Here is a 21,119-nt window from a genome sequence, read left to right as displayed (position 1 = left end):
TATAGCTACAAATAAAAAAGCCACCCGAAGGTGGCTTTTGGCAGAAATCTACATCAATCCATTATTACTTGGAGATGTGAGAGATCAGGTCCAGAACTTTGTTTGAGTAGCCAGTTTCGTTATCGTACCAAGAAACCAGTTTCACAAAGTTGTCGTTCAGCGCGATACCGGCTTTAGCATCGAATACTGAAGTCAGTTTTTCGCCGTTGAAATCGGTAGAAACAACGTCGTCTTCGGTGTAGCCCAGAACGCCTTTCAGCTCGCCTTCTGAAGCCGCTTTGATAGCAGCACAGATTTCTTTGTAAGAAGCTGGTTTTTCCAGACGTGCAGTCAGGTCAACAACTGAAACGTTAGGAGTAGGAACGCGGAACGCCATACCTGTCAGTTTGCCGTTCAGTGCTGGGATAACTTTACCAACTGCTTTAGCGGCACCAGTAGAAGAAGGGATGATGTTCTGGGATGCGCCACGACCGCCGCGCCAGTCTTTATGAGACGGGCCATCAACAGTTTTCTGCGTTGCAGTAGTTGCATGCACAGTGGTCATCAACGCTTCAACGATACCGAACTTGTCGTTGATAACTTTAGCCAGTGGAGCCAGGCAGTTAGTGGTGCAAGAAGCGTTAGAAACGATTTCCTGACCCGCGTATTCTTTGTGGTTGACGCCCATAACAAACATAGGGGTGTCATCTTTAGAAGGACCAGTCAGAACCACTTTCTTAGCACCAGCAGCGATGTGCTTACGTGCTGTTTCGTCGGTCAGGAACAGGCCAGTTGCTTCAGCAACAACGTCAACGTTAACTTCGTTCCACTTCAGGTTAGCCGGATCTCTCTCTGCGGTAACACGGATGGTTTTACCGTTAACAACCAGGTGGCCGTCTTTTACTTCTACAGTACCGTCGAAACGACCGTGGGTAGAGTCGTATTTCAGCATGTACGCCATGTATTCAGCGTCCAACAGGTCGTTGATTGCAACGATTTCGATGTCAGAACGTTCCTGAGCAGCACGGAAAACAATGCGACCGATACGGCCAAAACCGTTGATACCTACTTTGATAGTCATATATTCCACCAGCTATTTGTTAGTGAATAAAAGGTTGGTTGTAAAATTACAAAAACCTTGCCGAGCGTCAAGCGGAATCGTGTCAATTATTGCTACAAATCAAACCAACGACGTTAGATCGAACATTAATCACGCGTTTCCAGATACGATTAGCCTCATTTTTATATTGGGGCGAATTATTCAGTTTAAAGTGAGAATCGGTAATATTTACGATTTTTATCACATTTATACCCAAAATGATTGGCGTTGCAGGTAGGCAGCTAGCGAACGAATCCCGATGAGCTTACATGAGTAAGTGATTCGGGTGAATGAGTGTAGCTAACAACCCTGCAGCGTCAAGTATAAAGGGTATATGCGGTTGTCACTTTGATGGCATACAGTTTAGGACAATTTTAACTGCTTTGTTGTTAATTTTTTGTTATTATTAGGCATTGTTTTCGTTGACTTTATTCCCTGCCAGAGAACCGCACAAATGGCTAAAGAACTGAACTCTACACCAGATATTGAAAAACTGTCCGATATTCAGCGTCATGTCACCCAACAGCGCGGGACAGAAGCCCCGTTTAGTGGCAAATTGCTACATAACAAACGCGATGGCATCTATGAGTGCCTGTGTTGTCATCAACCTTTGTTTATCTCAGAGTCGAAATTTGACTCAGGCTGTGGTTGGCCGAGTTTTTACCAACCTATCAAAGATGACTCTATTCGCTATATTGATGATAATTCACATAATATGGTTCGAGTTGAAATTCGTTGTGGTAATTGTGATGCTCACTTAGGCCATGTTTTCCCCGATGGGCCGCAGCCTACGGGCGAGCGCTATTGCGTGAACTCGGCGTCATTGAATTTTGTTGATGACCAGAATGGCGAGCAGATTGCCGGTTGATACTCAACGATTATGCATGTTGAAAAATCGATTCAGCTTATTATTCGTTTTGTTAAGGATACTTTGATGGAGCTTGAAGACCTGATTTCAGTGATGACACCTGAAATTTACCAACGTTTGATGCAAGCGGTTGAGCTGGGTAAATGGCCGGATGGTGTGGCACTGACACCTGAGCAGAAAGAAAATAGTCTGCAAATGGTAATGCTATGGCAAGCCCGTCACAATGAGGATGCTCAGCATATGAGCATTGGCACTGATGGCCAAATTGTGATGAAAACCAAGCAAGAATTGAAACAGCAATTCAGCCAGCCAACATTGGTAAAACTGAAGCCAGAATAGGGCTGTTACCCACAAGATTTATCAAAATCAACGGAGCCGAGTGAGGCTCCGTTGGTGCTATTTTTATTGCCGGTTATTTGCTTGCTGAATCCATTTCAGCCAGCCACTGTGCCAGTGTTTGTAAGCTTGCCCCTGCTTTATGCATCGTATTTAGGGCGTGTTGACTGTCATGCGGTTGTAGGTTGACCCCGCGACAACCGTCACTGATGACCGTTGTTTGATAACCCAGAGCTAATGCATCCAAGACGCTATATTTCACACAATAATCAGTTGCCAGCCCCATAATGAACAAACGATCGATCCCTTGCTGCCGTAACCACTCATCCAAAGGGGTTTTGGCTCGCTGACCATTGTCAAAAAAAGCGCTGTAGCTATCGATATCAGGATCTTGGCCTTTACGGAACGTGGCATCAATTGCGTGTTGTTTCAATTGCGGATGTAAGGCGGCCCCGGGCTCATTTTGCACACAATGCACTGGCCACCAAACTTGTGGTAACCCATCCAGCTCACCTACGGTACCCGATTCCGCATTTGAATTGATGGCAAAGCTGCGGTGTCCGGCAGGGTGCCAATCCTGGCTGGCAATAATAGGTATCTTTTTGCTAAGGCAGGCATCAATAGCTTGATTGGCAATGGCAATAACCTGGTCACCCTCAGCAACAGCCAGCGCCCCTCCCGGACAAAAGTCATTTTGTAAATCAATTAAAAGCAGTGCCGCATTCATTGATATTCCACCGGATCAGTTAGTGTCAGTGAGTTCACCACGCAGGTTTTGTTGCATTAACCGGCGAATGTCTTCAGGGGTTAAAGATTGACTCAATAAATAATGTAGTTTTGTCAGTGCGGCCTCGACCGTCATATCAAAGCCACTGATAACACCGGCGTGGGCCAGTGCATTACCGGTTGCATAGCCTTCCATATTGACTCTACCGGAAATACATTGTGTCAAATTCACTACCACAATACCTCGCTCGCTGGCATTTTTTAACTCATCCAGTAACTCGGCTTTTTGTGGTGCGTTTCCCACACCATAAGAACGTAAAATCAGGGCTTTAACGGGCTGCAACAGGAAGTTGCGCACCACCGCGCCTGATATCCCAGGATAAATAGTCACCACACCAATCGGTTGAGGGGTGATGTTATGAACAATCAATGGCCCATTATTGGCTGGTGACTCGACCGACGCCATACGCCGAATATGAATACCTGCCTCAAGCAGTACCGACAGATTCGGCGAGGCAAAAGCATCAAAACCATCAGCATGGGCTTTAGTGGTGCGATTGCCACGGAATAATTTGTTGTTAAAGAACAGACTGACTTCATTCACTGGGTGGTTCGCGGCCAGATAGAGGGCGTTAAGCAAGTTGGTTTGCCCATCAGAGCGCAACTCTGCCAACGGGATCTGAGAGCCGGTAACAATCACCGGCTTGGCCAGATTTTCTAACATGAATGACAGGGCCGAGGCTGTAAATGCCATGGTGTCTGTGCCATGTAAAATAACAAAGCCGTCGTATAAGCCGTAGTTTTGCTCAATATCGTTGGCAATATGCTGCCAGTCCTCGGGTGTCATATCTGAGGAGTCAATTAATGGCGCATATTCATGGATAGTGAAATCAGGCATTTCGGGGCGATGGAACTCAGGCATCAGCGCAAGTTGGCGTTGCAGATGGCCGGATACGGGGATGTATCCATGTTCCGAGCGCTGCATACCGATGGTACCGCCAGTATAGGCAACATAAATAGATTTCTTCTGCATGAGCATGAGGGCCTGAAAAGTAGTACTGAATAAGATGGGTGAATTATAGGGAGACTGACGAGGAAAAAAAGCCCGGCGGGTGCCGGGCGGAGTATTTTGATTAATTTTCTAGCGGACATCACCACAGGTTAGGCATAACGCATAGCGATTCTGCGGGTCATTCAATGTACTGAGTAAACTTGGCTGCTCTTGCACGGCTTGCGCCATGGCAGATAGCGGGGCAGGTATCCAAGCCTGAATGGCGGCTGGTAACATAGCTTGTACCGATGCGCTCATTTGGCCGAAAATCAAGTCACTAAGACTCGGCTCATCAACAAACCAATTCAACTGCCAGGTTTTCAGTTGCGCCAGCTCCGCGACCTTCTTCACCGCGTCATCAAAGTCACCTAACTGATCCACCAGACCGTTACTTTTAGCATCAATCCCAAGCCACACATGGCCCTGTGCGATTTGATCCACTTGTTCAGGGGTTTTATGGCGTGAAGTTGCGACCAGGTCAATAAAGGTCTTGTAGCCATTTTCGATATTGATTTGCATCATCTGCGAAAACTCAGGCGGCAAGTTTTTAGTAATCGAAATATCGGCTAATGGCGACGTGGCTACGCCGTCAGTATGAACACCAATACTTTCCAGTGAATTTTGGAAGGTATTAATCACGCCGAAAATACCAATCGAGCCGGTAAGGGTGCTCGGGCTGGCAACGATATAGTTAGCGGGTGTGGAGATCCAATATCCACCCGATGCCGCCATTCCCCCCATCGATACCACCAAGGGTTTATTGGCTGCGCGTAACGCCGCTAATTCTGAACGAATCAACTCAGAGGCGCTGACACTGCCCCCAGGGCTATTTACTCGCAGAATTACGGCTTTAATTTTTGGATCTAAACGCGCCTGGCGAATCTGTGCTGCCAGCGAGTCGCCACCCACGTTGCCCGGAGTTTGCGGACCATCAATGATGGCGCCGTTAGCAAAAATAACCGCTATCTGCTCGCCCTGCTGTGGTGTAGGTACCGGTTGATAGTCATAAATACTGACGTAATTAAAGTCGTTATTCTTTTTATCCCAACCAAAGGTTTTAACCAACTCGGTTTCTACCTCAGGGCGTGACGCTAATGTATCCACCAGTTTATTGTCCAGCGCATATTTTGCCGGAGAACCGCCAGCGGCTTGCAACCCACTGATAACACCCGCGGCACCTGGGAACAGCTGCTCTGGCGTTAACTGCCGGTTGGCAGCAACCGCAGTAAGATAATTTTGCCATAATCCACCAATCCAGCGGCTGTCTGCTTCACGTGCAGCCGGTGACATATCATCACGAATCATCGGTTCAACCGCGGACTTATAGGTGCCAACCCGGAAGATATTCGTGGTGACTTTAAGTTTTTCCAGCAACGATTTGTAATAGAGGTTATTACTGGCGAAACCATGCAGATCGACCGCCCCTTGTGGCGATAGATAGATTTTATTAGCAAAGCTGGCTAAATAGTATTGGGTTTGATTATAGCTATCGCCAATTGCATAAATTGGCTTACCGCTGTCACGGAATTCCCGCAGCGCTTTACCTATATATTGCAATGAAGGTTGGTCGGCACCGGTAAAATCACTCAGTGACAGCACCAAACCGGTAATATTGTTATCGGTTTTTGCCAGACGAATAGTTTCGACAATATCAAACAGCGAGTTTTCCTGTAGGCGATTACTGGATGCCCCTAAGAACTCACGCCCCAGTTGACGTAATTTATTGTTTACTGCGGGCTGATCAACCACCACGCCACTTAAATTTACCAGCAGCGCGCCTTTAACCGGTTCTGCTGGTTTACTTTGGAACTGAAGGTAAATACCCACACCGACTAAAATTAACAGTATTAAGAACAGATTAAGAATAAATTCCCTGACGAAATTAAGCAGACGCCAGGTCCACTTGAAAAAGCCAGCAATAATTCGCCACAAAGTGCGCATGTTATCTCCAACAAAACCGGGCAAGTACGGTTATCCTAATGACCTGACGAACAAATGTCAGCTTTAAATCACTGTTAAGCCTAGCCGAAAGGTCAACACTGGCAACAAAACGACAACTTATGCTACCGTGCTGAAAATGAAAATCGTTATCAGGAGAGAATGATGGATGCGTTAGAACTGTTACTTAACCGCCGTTCGGCGTCCCGTTTGACCACCCCAGCGCCAACGGGTGAGGCATTGGATCATATTATCCATGCGGGCATGCGGGCACCTGACCATGGCACATTGCAGCCATGGCGCTTTATTTTGATTGAAAATGAGGGGCTGGAACGTTTTAGTCAATTGTTACAACAGGCAGTACAACATGATGGGGCTGATGACGCGGTATTGGAAAAAGCGAAACAAGCACCGTTTCGTGCGCCGCTAATTATTACCGTTATTGCCCATGTCACTGAAAACCCCAAAGTGCCCAATTGGGAACAAGTGGTTTCCGCCGGTTGCGCGGTACAAGCAATGCAAATGGCTGCGCTGGCTCAAGGTTTTAATGGTATCTGGCGTACCGGTTCCTGGACCCATCATCCCGTGGTTCGTCAGGGGTTTGCCTGCCGTGAACAAGATGAAATCGTCGGCTTCCTTTATCTCGGCACACCACAACTGAAGTCAGCGACGAAAGTGACTCCACTGGATCACACCACTTTTGTGAGCTATTTCTGATAGTTATATGGTCTATAATCGATAGGTTTCAAGGCGGCAGCGAAGAAGCAAATCGCTTGGGGCCGTCTTGAACATCACAGCTTATGCACTTTTATAGGAACTAAGCTGTGTTTTCGTCTGCTTTGTGACCAACCTATCTGCCCGACAGCGGCCTCTACTTACCAAGCCACGCCATAGGCGCTACCATAGGCAGTCTGGATACTAGTCCTACGAGCATAATTCCTCAATAAACTGCTTATTACTGACCATCACACGGGAGAGTGTTATGACACCGCCAGCGATACGTCTTACCCAATACAGCCACGGAGCGGGCTGCGGTTGCAAAATTTCGCCCAAAGTTTTGGATAAGATATTGCATACCGATCAGCAGAAGCTTCTTGACCCTCGGCTGTTGGTGGGGAATGAAACGCGTGATGATGCAGCAGTTTATGATATTGGCGGCGGTGTTGGCATCATCAGCACGACCGACTTTTTTATGCCGATCGTTGACGATCCCTTTGATTTTGGCCGAATTGCAGCCACCAATGCTATCAGTGATATCTATGCGATGGGCGGTAAACCCATTATGGCGATTGCCATCCTGGGCTGGCCGATAGATAAACTGGCACCTGAAGTTGCCCAACAGGTTATCGAGGGCGGGCGCTATGTTTGCCAGCAGGCCGGTATTTCTCTGGCAGGGGGGCATTCCATTGATGCACCTGAGCCGATTTTCGGTCTGGCGGTCACCGGAATCGTCAGCACTGAGCAGGTTAAGAAAAACAGTGCCGCGCAGGCTGGTTGTAAGCTGTTTCTGACCAAACCGCTGGGTATTGGTATTCTGACGACGGCAGAAAAGAAAAGTAAGTTGCGACCTGAACATCAAGGGGTAGCAACAGAAACCATGTGTCAGTTGAATAAATCAGGGGCGGACTTTGCCAGTATTGCCGGTGTCACTGCCATGACCGATGTTACCGGGTTCGGCCTGTTAGGGCATTTAAGCGAAATTTGTCAAGGATCTGGTGTTCAGGCCAAATTACATTTCTCGGCTATACCGCGCTTACCGGCGGTTGAAGAGTATATTGCTGCGGGTTGTGTGCCGGGGGGAACTGGGCGTAATTTTGACAGTTATGGCCACCTGATCGGCGAGATGACCGAGTTACAGAAAACGTTATTGTGTGACCCACAGACTTCCGGTGGTTTGTTGTTAGCCGTATTGCCTGAAGCGGAGGCTCAGGTGCAGGCTATTGCGGCTCAGCACGGTATGACGCTCAGTTCTATTGGCGAGTTGAGCGCTGTGGATAACCGCCGGGCGTTGATTGAGATTACAGAATGACCTTTTCTTTGATGCATTTTTGCGGTGAATGATGCGACTTTTTATTGCTGAAAAACCCAGTTTGGCGCGGGCGATTGCCGATATTTTGCCAAAGCCGCATCGTCGAGGCGATGGATTTATTGCCTGTGGCAGTGATCAAATGGTGACCTGGTGTGTGGGTCACTTGCTGGAACAGGCCCAACCTGATGCTTATGACAGCCGCTATGCACGTTGGTCGTTAGCTGATTTACCTATTATTCCTGAAAAATGGCAACTACAGCCTCGGCCCTCGGTCAGTAAGCAATTGAATGTTATCAAACAACTTTTGCAACAGGCCGACGAAGTGGTGCATGCCGGTGACCCGGACCGCGAAGGGCAACTGTTGGTTGATGAAGTATTGGATTACCTCGATTTGGTGGCAGAGAAGCGGCAAAATGTCCGCCGTTGCCTGATTAACGATCTCAACCCGCAGGCAGTGGAGCGTGCGGTGGAGCGTTTGCGTTATAACCGCGAGTTTATCCCGTTATGTGTTTCGGCATTGGCCCGCGCCAGAGCCGATTGGCTATATGGCATCAATATGACCCGTGCCTATACTATTCTTGGGCGCAATGCAGGTTATGATGGTGTTTTGTCAGTAGGGCGGGTACAAACGCCGGTATTAGGCTTGGTTGTCCGCCGTGACGAAGAAATTGAAGATTTTATTCCCAAAGACTTTTTCGAAGTTAAAGCCCATATTGTCACGCCTGCGGATGAGCGTTTTATTGCCCTATGGCAGCCGAGTGATTCTTGCGAGTCATATCAGGATGAAGAAGGGCGCTTGTTGCATCGGCCACTGGCTGAACATGTGGTTAATCGCATCACGGGTCAGCCTGCATTTGTAACCTCCTATAATGATAAACGGGAATCAGAAACCGCACCGTTACCCTTTTCCCTTTCGACATTGCAGATTGAAGCCGCTAAACGCTTCGGTTTGAGCGCTCAGCAAGTTCTGGATATTTGTCAGCGTTTATATGAAACGCACAAATTGATTACGTATCCGCGTTCAGATTGCCGATACCTACCAGAAGAGCATTTCGCTGGGCGTCATTCGGTATTGAATGCCATCAGCATTCATCAGGCTGACTTATTGCCGTTAGAGGTAATGGACAGTGATCGGCGTAATCGCTGCTGGGATGACAAAAAAGTCGATGCCCACCACGCCATTATCCCAACAGCACGGGCCAGTAAGGTGAATCTAACCACTGATGAAGGCAAAGTTTACCGATTGGTAGCACAGCAGTATCTGATGCAATTTTGCCCAGATGCACAATTTCGTAAATGTGTCATTGAGCTCGATATTGCTGGCGGCAAGTTTGTCGCTAAGGCCCGTTTTCTGGCGGAGGCGGGTTGGCGTACCTTGCTTGGTAGCAAAGAGCGTGATGAAGAAAATGAAGGCTCGCCGTTGCCGGTGGTGGAGAAAGGTGCTGAATTATTGTGTGAACGGGGTGAGGTTGTTGAACGGCAAACTCAGCCGCCACGACCATTTACCGATGCCAGTTTATTATCAGCGATGACCGGAATCGCGCGGTTTGTGCAGGATAAAGAGCTGAAAAAAGTGTTACGCGCAACGGATGGGTTGGGTACTGAGGCAACACGAGCTGGGATTATTGAGCTACTTTTCAAACGTACTTTTTTATTCAAAAAAGGGCGTTATATTCATGCAAGCCCTGCGGGAAGAGCATTGATTCATGCGCTGCCTGATATTGCTGCACGGCCCGATATGACGGCCCATTGGGAATCGACACTGACACAAATCAGTGAGAAAAATTGCCGCTATCAGGACTTCATGCAGCCACTGGTGGCAACATTGCAAGATTTAATCAGTCAGGCAAAACAAAATCGCTCACCTCAGGTATTTCGTGGGTTGCCAGCCGCACCGTCTGGGGCGATAAAGAAACGTAAAAAAGCACCGTCCAAAACCAAGGATAATAAGTCATGAGAATATTGTTATTGCTAGGTTGTATTGGTTTTGCCTCGCTTATTTCTACTGCGGCGATGGCTAATCGTAACAATGTCGATGTTGTTGTTCCTTTGCCACCTGAAATATGGAATAACTCATCAAATCGCAACACGAATAATAATCCGTGCACTCGCTGTTGTGTCTATCAAAATCAGAATTATTCTGAAGGTGCTGTATTGCGCGTTGAAGGTGAGGTCTTGCAGTGTGTGCGTGATAGCAGTGTGATCGGTACCAATCCATTGATTTGGAAGCGGTTGACCAGGTAACAGGCTAACGTTTCTGGGCAATAAACGCATCTAAAAGCGGAACATCGGCGGGTGCCAGGGGGTAACGGTAAGCCTCCTCTGGTGCTAGCCAGACCACTGCGGAATGACAATGCAATGCTAGCTTGCCGCTGAAACTCTCAACGAGCCAGGCATGCAATCTGATGGTCTGTTTATCTGAATCCCATTGATTGGTGGCGATATATCGGGTCACTGATGCCTCAATATTCAACTCTTCGGTCAGTTCACGTATCAGCGCCTGAGGTTGGTTCTCTCCCGCCTCGACTTTCCCTCCAGGAAACTCCCACAAACCGGCCTGATCACGGCATGAGTCCCGCTGAGCCAGCAGAATCTTACCATTTTGTTCAATAATGGCGGCGACAACATCAATCATTTTTTGTTTATCCAGCTTTGGTCGCGTATTTGCCAGTGGTAGGCCTGTGTTGCCAGGACTACCACTGACGTTATCAGAGTTCGAATTCAGACCATACTGGTGCGTGGTCTGAGGGCTTTTCCATGCCGCGAATCGCATAATCAATTCCTGTCGCAACGCAGCGGGCAGCCAGTGGCTGACTTGCCAACAATAAATCTATACGTAGGCCTCTATTCTCATCAAAACCACGGGAGCGATAATCAAACCACGAAAATTGATTGTTACACTCAGGATTAGCTGCACGGAATGTATCAACCAGCCCCCAGTTTTGTAAACGCTCCAGCCAGGCACGCTCTTCAGGCAGAAATGAACACTTACCTGTGCGCAGCCAACGTTTACGGCTCTCTTCGCCAATACCAATATCCAGGTCAGTTGGACTAATATTTAAATCCCCCATAATCAGTACCTGAGCATCTGCTGAAAGTTGTTGTTCCAGATATTGTTGTAAGTCAGCGTAAAAACGCTCTTTTGCTGGGAATTTTATGGGGTGATCACGGCTTTCCCCTTGGGGGAAATAGCCATTAATAACAGTGAGAGGACCATTTGGCGTTGCAATATCAGCCATTATAATACGACGTTGAGCATCTTCTTCATCAGTAGGGAAGCCACGACGAACAGCCAATGGTTCATTTTTGGTTAACAGCGCCACACCATAATGACCTTTTTGCCCATGATAAAAAACGTGGTAACCATGCTGACTGACCTCCTCAAGGGGAAACATATCATCATGTACTTTCGTTTCCTGAAGGCCGATAACCTCTGGTTGATGTTGCTCGATTATCGCCGCTAGTTGATGTGGTCGAGCACGTAGGCCATTGATATTAAAAGAGACAAACTTCATGGTTAGCACCGTTTATTCGATAAAAATGATTTCAGATATTAGCAGATACTGAATAAAAATGTAACGCACGGGTAAAGAATAAAGAAATTAGATAATATCGGTTGATAACGAAAGTGAAATAAAATAATACCAATGAATTTGGCTAGTAATTCTATTTGCCATTTATAGTTATTAAAATTTAAGTCGCCATTCAGATGTCTATTTATTCTTTAAATTAATCATCTGGAGGTGGCCACTATTAAAATATAACGCGAACGGTGTTTTTGTATTTATAAATATCAATTATAAATTCAAATTATATATTTTTTGTGAATGTAGCGCAGGGTTATTAGGGGGTAACCACCTTGAAAGTTAAAGGGTGAAAATATCGTTTTTTTATTCTTTGTAATGGAGTTATTAATTTTAGCTACCAGAGCCATCCCATTCCAGCTACGTATGTTAACTGATTTTGTAACGGGGTGGATAAAAATAGTTATTAAATATCATAGAACTACGAATGGTTGTCTGTTAGAAATATGTGTAATGTTGAGGTGCTAATAGACAGAGTCTTACAGTTTTTTCGTAAAAAAACGACATCAAAGTATTAATTTCTACGCAGTAATAAATTTTTATAATTTACCTTTCAATTATTTTAAATGCAATTTATATAATAAACTTATTTAATGTTGAATGTTATCTACAGCTAGCCTTGTGCATGTTGACATGCCTGTCATTTTTTCTGATAAATTTTTACGCAAAGGATTAGTGAATTATGTTTCTATCTCGAAAGCTAGAGGCTTTTATGGCCGTAGTCGAAAATGGCTCGCTGAGTAAGGCCGCAAGGGTGATGAACAGGACTACACCTCCGGTAGCAAAGTCGATCAAAGACTTTGAAAATATAATAGGGAAAAAGCTTTTTAAAAGAGAGAAATTTGGTATGAGTTTAACAAGGGATGGTGAGATTTTATATAATGATCTAAAAGATTTATATCAGCAAGAAAAAGAAATCACAAAAAAACACCTTACTGGACACGTATCGAATGTCATCAATATTTACTACGACTGGGGGAAAAGTGAGAACTTGACGAAACTCTATCGGGAGGCAGAGAAGAATAACATTCAAGCTAATATAATTAAATTTTACTATGAAAATATTGATGAAATTGGAGACTATGATGGAAATTCACTTATCCTGTCATCAGAAAAAATCTCTAGCGAAAGATTTACGTTGTTAAATGAAGTGCCAGACAGTGGTTTCGGTATCTATGGACGCAAAGATATAATAAATGAAAGTCAAGATATTATAAATATTCTCCACAAAAATGTTTGGTTGTGCAACCCGACACTATATAGAAGTGACTTTGTTAAGAATCTCGAAGAATCAGTTAAAAAACAACATGATAAGGTTAGTGTTAGGCAGGTGGATAATCTGGCTTGTTGCCTAAACTTTATTTACTCTGGTCGCTATATATGTATTACAGATTCAATAATGGATGATTTTAATGGTGATTCTAAACTGGATTTTATAAATTTAGCCAATTTTTAAAGTGAGAATAAATTATATTTTTATAAATCACGCTCACATTCAAGTGTATTAAATAGACTTATTGAGTACATTCATACGATGGTATAAAACTATCTAGACTATTAGCCGGTTGTCTCGCTACGCTCGGCGCGAACCTTGTCGAAGGTTCTTACCTTCCCGATGGCAATATCTCTGATTTTTATTGTTTTTATTGGGTTGGAATAACTCCAGGAGATGGTGGTGGGGGAAGGATTATTCGTCACTGCGTTCCTCACCCTTCGGGCCGCCGCTGCGCGTCGTTGTCTCGCTATGCTCGGCGCGAACCTTGTCGAAGGTTCTTACCTTCCCCGATGGCAATATCTTTGATTTTTATTGTTTTTATTGAATTGGAATAACTCTAGGAGATGGTGGTGGGGGAAGGATTATTCGTCACTGCGTTCCTCACCCTTCGGGCCGCCGCTGCGCGTCGTTGTCTCGCTACGCTCGGCGCGAACCTTGTTGAAGGTTCTTACCTTCCCCGATGGCAATATCTTTGATTTTTATTGTTTTTATTGGGTTGGAATAACTCTAGGAGATGGTGGTGGGGGAAGGATTATTCGTCACTGCGTTCCTCACCCTTCGGGCCGCCGCTGCGCGTCGTTGTCTCGCTACGCTCGGCGCGAACCTTGTCGAAGGTTCTTACCTTCCCCGATGGCAATATCTTTGATTTTTATTGTTTTTATTGGGTTGGAATAACTCTAGGAGATGGTGGTGGGGGAAGGATTCGAACCTTCGAAGTCGATGACGGCAGATTTACAGTCTGCTCCCTTTGGCCGCTCGGGAACCCCACCACTGAATTTGTGGTTTTTATTACTAAGATACTTGGCCGTATCTGTGATGCAACCTTGTCGAAGGTTCTTACCTTCCCCTTAGTGCTTATCTCGATTTATTAATCGGCGAATAAGTTTAAAGTTCAGGGTAAAAATGGTGGTGGGGGAAGGATTATTCGTCACTTCGTTCCTCACCCTTCGGGCCGCCGCTGTGCGTCGTTGTCTCGCTACGCTCGGCGCGAACCTTGTCGAAGGTTCTTACCTTCCCCTTAGTGCTTATCTCGATTTATTAATCTGCAAATAAGTTTAAAGTTCAGGGTAAAAATGGTGGTGGGGGAAGGATTCGAACCTTCGAAGTCGATGACGGCAGATTTACAGTCTGCTCCCTTTGGCCGCTCGGGAACCCCACCACTGGCCTAACTGCTTATCAATACTGTCTTGGTAAGCGGGGCGCATCATATCAAATGAAGCGCCCCTGTAAAGACTTGAAATGAAAAAAATAAGTTGTTCGGTGCTTTTTTGTTCTTGACGATGTTTATCTGGGCAAAAAACATCTGTTTATTGCGCGCTTACAGGATAACGGTGCGGTTACCGTAAACAAAAACACGTTGTGCTAAAACACGATACAGAGCACGGCTCAGAACGTTTTTTTCCACATCTCGCCCGGCTCGCATCATATCTTCTGCCGTGTACGAATGATCGACGTGAATAACATCTTGCATGATGATTGGGCCTTCATCCAGGCTATCGTTTACATAGTGAGCCGTGGCACCAATAATTTTCACCCCCCGCTCATAAGCCTGGTGATAGGGGCGAGCACCGATAAATGCAGGCAAGAATGAGTGGTGGATATTAATAATCTGGTAAGGGAAGCGTTGAACAAAGGCTGGTGTTAGCACGCGCATATATTTGGCCAGAACCACGTAGTCTGGTTGGTATTGTTCAATTTGCTCAATCAGACGTTGATCATGTTGATCACGAGTCAAACCTTCGTGGCTGATAAGATGGAAAGGGATATCAAAGCGCTCCACCAGATTCTGTAGTGCATCATGATTGCCAATCACCGCCGCAATTTCAACATCCAAACCACCATAGGCACTCTTCATTAATAAGTCGCCGAGGCAATGTGCTTCTTTGGTGACCATAATAACAATACGGCGACGCCCTGCGGTATGTAATTCGCGATTGGTGCCTTCGGGTAAAGCATCATCTAAGTCTGCCAGCAGGGTAGTATCGTTAAAAATACCTTCAAGCTCTGTACGCATGAAAAAGCGGCCAGTCAGATGATCAACAAATTCATTATTCTGCACGATATTCAACTGGTGCTTGTAACAAATATTGGTAATTTTTGCGATTAAGCCTTTAGCGTCAGGGCATATAGTGCGTAACACTTTCTTTTGTACATTCTGGTGTGGCATAAGGTGGTAAATCCTGTCTTAACAGTACTTGATGTTATGTAAATGTTTGATGCTACGGTCAGTAATGAAACGATTTTACTGTTAATGCCCGCAACATTTCTTATATTTTTTCCCTGAACCGCAAGGACAGATATCATTTCTACCCACCGACGGCCGGACTCCGTCGATATAGTACCAGTGTTCTTTTATTCGAAGGAAGCGGGAACGTTCATGCATTGTGCTTATCTGCATATTATTTGGATCAGTAAAGCGGGCAATGAACTCAACAAAGGCTTCGTCATCATGACTGCCAGTAGTTTCTGCAATAACTGTTAATCCGTGCCATACAGTATTGGTGAAGCTTTGAATTATTCCATCTCGCCATTCTTGTGCCTTGCAGTCTGGATGCCAGGTTTTAATCAGATAGTCCGCATCCTTTTTTACATAGGCGCTGTAGCGTGAGCGCATCAGTATTACAGGTTTGGCCGCAACTTGCGTGTTAAGGATATAAGGCGCACAGCATCGTTGATATTCAAAGCTGCTGCCACATGGGCACTGTTCTGACAAAATTTCTCCGAAAAACCAATAATGCCATCTTATCTGCGAATGAATGGTCAGCAACAGAAGAGGGCGGGCAATCAAATAGGGGCAAATAGGGCCTTATCTTACCTAATCACGTGATGAGGTTCAAAGTTGATAATTTTGCGCAGGATAGGGGGCGAACTTAAGTTTTGTGATGTTGCTCACAAAAATAGTTGACCGGCGTTTCATTATGGAGTAACTTAATAACTGTGATGTGTATCACATAAAAATAATGATGTTTACAGGAGCAACCCATGAAACTGATCAATAAAGTTATCGCTATGTTCGAAAAAATGAGTGTCTCATTTGGTACTATTAACGGTTAATTATTTCCTAAATAATCCGTAAGAATTCATAATATTCTGAGAAAGGTCGAGTTATAGTTAATAACACTAAAGCCCACGAGAGCTAACGGTGAAATGACAGCATGTAATGCGATTATCTATTTAGTGAATCTTATATTACTAGATAATATTAAATCTTTTAATTTGTCTTAACTCCGAATATTTACTCTGAATAGCCACTACTATAGTGGCTATTTTGCTGTGTTATGTCGAGTGTCAAAGCAATAAAGTCAAAATAGCAACGGTTCCTGAATGAACTGAATGCTACCTCTCTGTTTTATCTTTTACTGAGTGACAACTAGCCACTGTTTTTACCATATAGAAGCTAAGTGGGTCGTATTGATAACAACCAAATTCAGACGTAAATTCAAAGCCTAATCGCTGGTACAGTTTTACTGCTTCAGGTTGATGAATCCCTGTCTCCAAATAAACATATTTTAAATTCAAAGAGATAGATTTTTCGAGCAGTGCTGTAACTAGCATTGACGCAATGCCATGACCTCGGCAGTCAGGGATGACAAAAACGCGCTTAATCTCAGGATAGGTACTTTCAGGTTGGAAAAGAATGGCGCATCCCACAGCGCGACCTTGTCGTGTTGCAATATAAACGAATGTTTTTTTCTGAGCCATACTCGCAATCGACTCTGTATGATTGCTTTCAGCCGGATAGAGTGCTTCTTGATACGCATCTAATTGAGCAATTAATGCAATAAGATCTGGATTAAATAGATCGGTTTGGCATATTTCAATATTCACAGTATATCCTTCAACTTATAGCCTATATCTTAGTAATGAAATGTAAACTATTTGTATCAATTTACCAGAAGGATAAATGTTAACTATAGTTCAATCAGTAGGGTTATAGCACTGGCGAGTAAATATGGATTTTTCCTCTGAGTGAACGCTAAGTTGTAGCCTGCTAGCGTTAAGAGTCAAGCGGCAGTGTCGATAACAAAAACCAGAGTCTGATTTATTTAGTTGAGCGGTAAAGTGCCAAATTGATCGAAAATGGACGAAATAAAAATGAGAAAAATTAAGATTGGACTGGCACTTGGCGCGGGTGCCGCGAAGGGATGGGCACATATCGGGGTCATTAATGCGCTAGAGAGAATGGGCGTCAAAGTTGATATTGTTGCCGGTTGTTCGGTTGGTGCCTTGGTTGGTGCAGCGTATGCCAGTGATCACATGAATGTGATGGAGCGCTGGGTTCGCTCGTTTAAATATTGGGATGTTATTCGACTGATGGATTTCTCCTGGCGTCGTGGCGGATTACTGCGGGGTGAGCGGGTTTTTAATGCTGTAAACCAAATAATTGAAGTGCAGGACATTGCTGAATGTAAATTGCCCTTTGGGTCTGTTGTAACCAACTTAACGACGGGCCGTGAGTTATGGCTTACTGAGGGGGATATTAAACAGGCAATTAGGGCTTCATGCAGCATGCCTGGATTGCTTTCTCCTGTCCGCTTCGTTAGCTATTGGTTGGTTGATGGTGCAGTAGTCAATCCTGTTCCTATTTCTTTGGCAAGAGCAATGGGCGCTGACATCGTGATTGCCGTTGATTTGCAACATGATGCACATCTGATTCGGCAAGATCTATTTTCCTCACAATCATCTCCTGAAGGTAACCCCCCGCAGATGCCAGCAAGTTGGCATCTGCGCTTAAAAGCACGAATAACCAATATGTCAGGTAATCCAACGATGGCCGTTCCCAGCGCCATGGAAATAATGTCTACCTCAATACAGGTATTGGAGAACAGATTAAAACGTAATCGTATGGCAGGAGATCCTCCCGATGTGTTGATCCAGCCCTACTGCCCACAAATATCAATGCTGGATTTCCATCGGGCGGATGAAGCGATTGCCGCTGGACAATTGGCTGTGGAGAAAAATATAGAGCAGTTACGTCCTTTGGTAAGGGGCTGATGAGTAACAAATGTGTGTGAGTAAAGCAGTACGTAACAATTTCAGACAAGCACAAACAGTCATTTTGGGCCACTATTACGTTTAAGGTTAGCAAGAGAAGCAGTGCATGGAAAAACCATTAGCAGGTAAAAATATTTTAGTCGTCGAGGACGAAACGGTCTTCCGTACGGTAATCACTGAGTTTCTAAGGGCACTCGGCGCGGCAGTCCAGCAGGCAGAAAATGGCCTGGAGGCGTTAGAGCAGATTAAGGTCCAATCACCTGACCTGATACTCTGCGATCTCGCTATGCCTAAGATGGGAGGGATCGAGTTTGTTGAGCGTTTACTCATACAAGGAGTAAAGATCCCTATTTTAGTTATATCGGCTACTGATAAGATGGCTGACATTGCTAAAGTCATGCGTATGGGCGTGAAAGACGTACTGTTGAAACCGATCGTGGATTTAAATCGGCTACGTGAAGCGGTGCTGGCATGCCTTTATCCCATACTGTTTACCTCTCATGCAATTGAAGAGACAGAACTTATCCAGGATTGGGATGCATTACGTAAGAATCCTCATGATGCAGCGCAGTTACTTAAGCAATTGCAACCACCGGCACAGCAAACCATTGCACACTGTCGGGTAAATTACCGGCAGTTAACGATGGTTGAGAAACCGGGATTAGTCCTTGATATCGCTGCATTGTCAGATAAGGACCTGGCATTTTATTGTCTGGATGTCACCCGCGCCGGGGATAACGGAATTTTAGCCGCACTATTATTACGCGTGTTATTTAACGGGATTCTTCAAGAACATTTGGCACACCAACAACAGCGTTTGCCGCAGATGTCAACGTTACTTAAACAAGTTAACCAGCTACTAAGACGTACTCATTTGGATGGGCAGTTTCCTTTGCTCGTTGGTTATTATCATGTGGAATATAAAAATTTAATTCTGGTTTCGGCAGGTCTTCACGCGAATGTTAGTGCGGGTAAAAATCAGATTCAACTTAGTAATGGTGTGCCTTTAGGTACGTTAAAAACAGCACATTTAAATCAAATTAGTCAGCGTTGTGAAGCATGGCAATGCCAGGTATGGGGAGGAGGGAGTCGATTGAGGTTGATGCTTTCAGCCGATGAATAGTTTATATTTTGAAAGTATTACTCAATAAATAGTTCACGTAATTTATGTATCTTGCTCACTTATTCACTGCTATGGCCCGCCAAGTCTCAATGGTTCTATAACGAATCTACGAAATAAACCTCATTTGTTTCAATCAATGAGTATGCCCGAGATGTAAGAAATATCGGTTGATATACTTTCCTCCTTACTTGTGGCTGAAAATTTTCAGTCAACTTTTATTATTCGCTGGCAATAAGGTTGGCTACCTCAGGCTAAATTAAGGTTAGGTCCTGATAATGGTCGGCAGTGTGTCTCTTATCGAATTCCAACTTGAGGATTGATTGAATGAAAGTGACGGTTTTTGGTATCGGTTATGTAGGACTGGTTCAGGCAGCAGTACTTGCCGAAGTTGGTCATGATGTCCTGTGTATCGATATCGATGCAAACAAAGTTTCCGACCTGCAAAAAGGCCGTGTCGCTATTTTTGAACCAGGATTAGCGCCATTGGTAAAAGAAAACTATGACGAGGGCCGGCTTCGATTTTCAACAGATGCCGAAGCCGGTGTTGCTCATAGTACGATTCAGTTTATTGCGGTTGGTACTCCTCCTGATGAGGATGGTGCGGCTGACCTTAAATATGTGTTAGACGTTGCCAGCACTATTGCGAAATATATGGATGCGCCTAAAGTTATTATCGATAAATCAACTGTGCCAGTGGGTACCGCGGATCAAGTGCAGCAAAGGATTAAAGCGATTTTACAGCAACGCGGACAAGATATAGCTTTCAATGTGGTATCGAACCCTGAATTCTTAAAAGAAGGCGCTGCTGTTGCTGACTGTAAGCGGCCTGAGCGTATCGTTATCGGAATTGATACTGATGATAATGGTGTGATTGATTTAATTAGCGAACTATACGAGCCATTCAACAGAAATCATGACCGCATGTTAATTATGGATGTCCGCAGTGCAGAACTGACCAAATATGCAGCAAACGGTATGTTGGCGACAAAAATCAGTTTCATGAATGAAATCGCTAATATTGCAGAGCGGCTCGGTGCAGATATCGAAAAAGTACGCCAAGGTATTGGCTCAGATTCACGCATTGGCTACCATTTTATTTATTCTGGTTGTGGTTATGGTGGTTCCTGTTTTCCCAAAGATATCCAGGCATTAATTCGTACCGCAGAAAATTGTGGCTATCAGCCTCAACTGTTGCGTGCAGTGGAGAGAATCAATAACGAACAAAAGTGTAAGTTAACTGAATTTATTCAATACCATTTTGATTCGCAGCTTGCAGGGAAAACATTTGCACTCTGGGGATTAGCATTCAAACCCAATACAGATGATATGCGAGAGGCCCCCAGTCGGATTTTGATGGAGGCTTTATGGCGTGCTGGCGCTATTATTCAAGCTTATGATCCAGAGGCAATGGATGAAGCTCAGCGCATTTATGGTGCAAGGGATGACCTAAAGTTAATGGGGACAAAAGAATCAGCGCTACAAGGGGCGGATGCTCTGATTATTTGTACTGAGTGGCAGAATTTTAGAGCACCTGATTTTGATATGATCAAGCTCCGATTAAAACAGCCGGTTATCTTTGATGGGCGTAATTTGTACGATCCAGAACGGTTAAATAGTCGAGGTTTTACCTATTATGGGATTGGTCGGGGTACATCGATTAATCGAGCGTAATAAGTACTAAAGATGATTTTATGTGTTGGGTACAAAACTTAATTAGTTTCTGTTTTGTGCTCAATCTTCATGCCGTAGGGCGGGGGTGACACAACTCTCTCACTCCAAGATTCTCATATATCACAATATGATGGGAAATTTAGTCAGTTATATCGATTATTGTATTGTTATAAATTAGCAGAGCATTCTTATAGCTTTACAAGCACAGTGATAACTAAGGGGTAT

At 44.8% G+C, this 21,119-nt stretch carries 18 protein-coding genes, 2 tRNA genes, 4 other RNA genes and 1 pseudogene; 10 read left to right on the top strand and 15 right to left on the bottom strand.

Going from position 1 to position 21,119, the window contains the following annotated elements; genetic code table 11:
• Positions 1-64: 64 nt before the first annotated feature.
• Positions 65-1,060, bottom strand: coding sequence for a glyceraldehyde-3-phosphate dehydrogenase (gapA, locus tag V1956_RS14020; RefSeq protein WP_032819960.1), 996 nt, complete (start codon positions 1,058-1,060; stop codon positions 65-67).
• Between the two features lie 472 nt (positions 1,061-1,532).
• Here gapA and msrB point away from each other — a divergent pair, with 472 nt between their 5' ends.
• The gene (gene msrB / locus V1956_RS14015) at positions 1,533-1,946 is read left to right on the top strand and encodes a peptide-methionine (R)-S-oxide reductase MsrB (RefSeq protein ID WP_372558947.1); all 414 of its coding nucleotides are present in this window, start codon (positions 1,533-1,535) and stop codon (positions 1,944-1,946) included.
• A 66-nt stretch (positions 1,947-2,012) separates the two neighbouring features.
• Entirely contained in the window at positions 2,013-2,285 is a 273-nt protein-coding gene (locus V1956_RS14010) for a YeaC family protein (RefSeq protein WP_083163662.1), read from the top strand.
• 73 nt (positions 2,286-2,358) lie between these two features.
• On the opposite strand, the gene pncA is transcribed toward V1956_RS14010, so the two are convergent.
• From pncA to sppA, 3 genes are all read right to left on the bottom strand, one after another.
• Positions 2,359-3,009 carry a bifunctional nicotinamidase/pyrazinamidase gene (gene pncA, locus V1956_RS14005; protein ID WP_442825239.1) on the bottom strand — a complete coding sequence of 217 codons (651 nt, stop codon included), beginning with the start codon at positions 3,007-3,009 and terminating at the stop codon, positions 2,359-2,361.
• A 15-nt stretch (positions 3,010-3,024) separates the two neighbouring features.
• Positions 3,025-4,041 (bottom strand): asparaginase, encoded by a 1,017-nt coding sequence (gene ansA / locus V1956_RS14000; RefSeq protein ID WP_420071922.1) that lies wholly within the window; start codon positions 4,039-4,041, stop codon positions 3,025-3,027.
• 108 nt (positions 4,042-4,149) lie between these two features.
• A complete protein-coding gene (gene sppA / locus V1956_RS13995; RefSeq protein WP_372558950.1) occupies positions 4,150-6,000 on the bottom strand; it encodes a signal peptide peptidase SppA in 1,851 nt (616 codons plus the stop codon).
• Positions 6,001-6,162: 162 nt separating this feature from the next.
• On the opposite strand from sppA, the gene V1956_RS13990 reads away from it, so the two are divergent.
• The 4 genes from V1956_RS13990 to V1956_RS13975 all read left to right on the top strand — a co-directional run bounded on the left by V1956_RS13990 (position 6,163) and on the right by V1956_RS13975 (position 10,270).
• On the top strand, positions 6,163-6,714 hold the full coding sequence (locus tag V1956_RS13990; protein ID WP_372559897.1) for an NAD(P)H nitroreductase: 552 nt from the start codon (positions 6,163-6,165) through the stop codon (positions 6,712-6,714).
• Positions 6,715-6,979: 265 nt separating this feature from the next.
• The gene (selD, locus tag V1956_RS13985; protein WP_420075001.1) at positions 6,980-8,026 is read left to right on the top strand and encodes a selenide, water dikinase SelD; all 1,047 of its coding nucleotides are present in this window, start codon (positions 6,980-6,982) and stop codon (positions 8,024-8,026) included.
• 31 nt (positions 8,027-8,057) lie between these two features.
• Entirely contained in the window at positions 8,058-9,983 is a 1,926-nt protein-coding gene (locus V1956_RS13980; protein WP_193784666.1) for a DNA topoisomerase III, read from the top strand.
• Positions 9,980-10,270 carry a DUF1496 domain-containing protein gene (locus V1956_RS13975; RefSeq protein WP_372558951.1) on the top strand — a complete coding sequence of 97 codons (291 nt, stop codon included), beginning with the start codon at positions 9,980-9,982 and terminating at the stop codon, positions 10,268-10,270. The genes V1956_RS13980 and V1956_RS13975 overlap by 4 nt, the downstream gene beginning before the upstream one ends.
• A gap of 4 nt (positions 10,271-10,274) precedes the next feature.
• Here the strand turns inward: V1956_RS13975 and V1956_RS13970 are convergent, their stop codons facing one another.
• Entirely contained in the window at positions 10,275-10,661 is a 387-nt protein-coding gene (locus V1956_RS13970) for a pyrimidine (deoxy)nucleoside triphosphate diphosphatase (RefSeq protein ID WP_372558952.1), read from the bottom strand.
• 73 nt (positions 10,662-10,734) lie between these two features.
• Positions 10,735-11,541 (bottom strand): exodeoxyribonuclease III, encoded by an 807-nt coding sequence (gene xthA / locus V1956_RS13965; protein WP_420075000.1) that lies wholly within the window; start codon positions 11,539-11,541, stop codon positions 10,735-10,737.
• A 751-nt stretch (positions 11,542-12,292) separates the two neighbouring features.
• Between xthA and V1956_RS13960 the strand changes: the two are divergent.
• Positions 12,293-13,153, top strand: a pseudogene (locus V1956_RS13960) (helix-turn-helix domain-containing protein).
• A gap of 127 nt (positions 13,154-13,280) precedes the next feature.
• Here V1956_RS13960 and V1956_RS13955 read toward each other — a convergent pair.
• The 9 genes from V1956_RS13955 to V1956_RS13915 form a co-directional block, all read right to left on the bottom strand.
• A non-coding RNA gene (locus V1956_RS13955) (RtT sRNA) lies at positions 13,281-13,407 on the bottom strand.
• A gap of 43 nt (positions 13,408-13,450) precedes the next feature.
• Positions 13,451-13,577: non-coding RNA, RtT sRNA (locus V1956_RS13950), on the bottom strand.
• Positions 13,578-13,620: 43 nt separating this feature from the next.
• A non-coding RNA gene (locus V1956_RS13945) (RtT sRNA) lies at positions 13,621-13,747 on the bottom strand.
• A 43-nt stretch (positions 13,748-13,790) separates the two neighbouring features.
• Positions 13,791-13,875 (bottom strand) — tRNA-Tyr (locus V1956_RS13940).
• Positions 13,876-14,009: 134 nt separating this feature from the next.
• Positions 14,010-14,136, bottom strand: a non-coding RNA gene (locus V1956_RS13935) — RtT sRNA.
• A 43-nt stretch (positions 14,137-14,179) separates the two neighbouring features.
• Positions 14,180-14,264 (bottom strand) — tRNA-Tyr (locus V1956_RS13930).
• A gap of 159 nt (positions 14,265-14,423) precedes the next feature.
• A complete protein-coding gene (purU, locus tag V1956_RS13925; protein ID WP_025378136.1) occupies positions 14,424-15,272 on the bottom strand; it encodes a formyltetrahydrofolate deformylase in 849 nt (282 codons plus the stop codon).
• Positions 15,273-15,353: 81 nt separating this feature from the next.
• Positions 15,354-15,818, bottom strand: a complete 465-nt coding sequence (locus V1956_RS13920) for a YchJ family protein (protein ID WP_083158956.1) — start codon at positions 15,816-15,818, stop codon at positions 15,354-15,356.
• 623 nt (positions 15,819-16,441) lie between these two features.
• On the bottom strand, positions 16,442-16,933 hold the full coding sequence (locus tag V1956_RS13915) for a GNAT family N-acetyltransferase (protein ID WP_372558954.1): 492 nt from the start codon (positions 16,931-16,933) through the stop codon (positions 16,442-16,444).
• A gap of 267 nt (positions 16,934-17,200) precedes the next feature.
• On the opposite strand from V1956_RS13915, the gene rssA reads away from it, so the two are divergent.
• The 3 genes from rssA to V1956_RS13900 all read left to right on the top strand — a co-directional run bounded on the left by rssA (position 17,201) and on the right by V1956_RS13900 (position 20,894).
• Complete coding sequence (rssA, locus tag V1956_RS13910; RefSeq protein WP_442825238.1) at positions 17,201-18,100, top strand: patatin-like phospholipase RssA; 900 nt, start codon at positions 17,201-17,203, stop codon at positions 18,098-18,100.
• Positions 18,101-18,206: 106 nt separating this feature from the next.
• Positions 18,207-19,223 carry a two-component system response regulator RssB gene (gene rssB / locus V1956_RS13905; RefSeq protein WP_372558956.1) on the top strand — a complete coding sequence of 339 codons (1,017 nt, stop codon included), beginning with the start codon at positions 18,207-18,209 and terminating at the stop codon, positions 19,221-19,223.
• A 324-nt stretch (positions 19,224-19,547) separates the two neighbouring features.
• The gene (locus V1956_RS13900) at positions 19,548-20,894 is read left to right on the top strand and encodes a UDP-glucose dehydrogenase family protein (RefSeq protein ID WP_083158952.1); all 1,347 of its coding nucleotides are present in this window, start codon (positions 19,548-19,550) and stop codon (positions 20,892-20,894) included.
• The last annotated feature ends 225 nt before the right edge of the window (positions 20,895-21,119 follow it).

The sequence above is a fragment of the Yersinia sp. 2540 StPb PI genome, from assembly GCF_052217165.1.
GTDB classification, from domain to species: Bacteria; Pseudomonadota; Gammaproteobacteria; order Enterobacterales; family Enterobacteriaceae; genus Yersinia; species Yersinia enterocolitica_E.
This window is presented reverse-complemented; position numbering and strand designations above follow the sequence as displayed.

Coding starts and splice junctions, on each gene's coding strand:
- V1956_RS13900 (WP_083158952.1), top strand. CDS start 19,548: ATGAAAGTGACGGTTTTTGGTATCGGTTATGTAGGACTGGTTCAGGCA.
- rssB (WP_372558956.1), top strand. CDS start 18,207: ATGGAAAAACCATTAGCAGGTAAAAATATTTTAGTCGTCGAGGACGAA.
- V1956_RS13975 (WP_372558951.1), top strand. CDS start 9,980: ATGAGAATATTGTTATTGCTAGGTTGTATTGGTTTTGCCTCGCTTATT.
- xthA (WP_420075000.1), bottom strand. CDS start 11,541: ATGAAGTTTGTCTCTTTTAATATCAATGGCCTACGTGCTCGACCACAT.
- V1956_RS13970 (WP_372558952.1), bottom strand. CDS start 10,661: ATGATTGATGTTGTCGCCGCCATTATTGAACAAAATGGTAAGATTCTG.
- selD (WP_420075001.1), top strand. CDS start 6,980: ATGACACCGCCAGCGATACGTCTTACCCAATACAGCCACGGAGCGGGC.
- sppA (WP_372558950.1), bottom strand. CDS start 6,000: ATGCGCACTTTGTGGCGAATTATTGCTGGCTTTTTCAAGTGGACCTGG.
- V1956_RS13990 (WP_372559897.1), top strand. CDS start 6,163: ATGGATGCGTTAGAACTGTTACTTAACCGCCGTTCGGCGTCCCGTTTG.
- V1956_RS13980 (WP_193784666.1), top strand. CDS start 8,058: ATGCGACTTTTTATTGCTGAAAAACCCAGTTTGGCGCGGGCGATTGCC.
- purU (WP_025378136.1), bottom strand. CDS start 15,272: ATGCCACACCAGAATGTACAAAAGAAAGTGTTACGCACTATATGCCCT.
- gapA (WP_032819960.1), bottom strand. CDS start 1,060: ATGACTATCAAAGTAGGTATCAACGGTTTTGGCCGTATCGGTCGCATT.
- pncA (WP_442825239.1), bottom strand. CDS start 3,009: ATGAATGCGGCACTGCTTTTAATTGATTTACAAAATGACTTTTGTCCG.
- msrB (WP_372558947.1), top strand. CDS start 1,533: ATGGCTAAAGAACTGAACTCTACACCAGATATTGAAAAACTGTCCGAT.
- V1956_RS14010 (WP_083163662.1), top strand. CDS start 2,013: ATGGAGCTTGAAGACCTGATTTCAGTGATGACACCTGAAATTTACCAA.
- ansA (WP_420071922.1), bottom strand. CDS start 4,041: ATGCAGAAGAAATCTATTTATGTTGCCTATACTGGCGGTACCATCGGT.
- rssA (WP_442825238.1), top strand. CDS start 17,201: ATGAGAAAAATTAAGATTGGACTGGCACTTGGCGCGGGTGCCGCGAAG.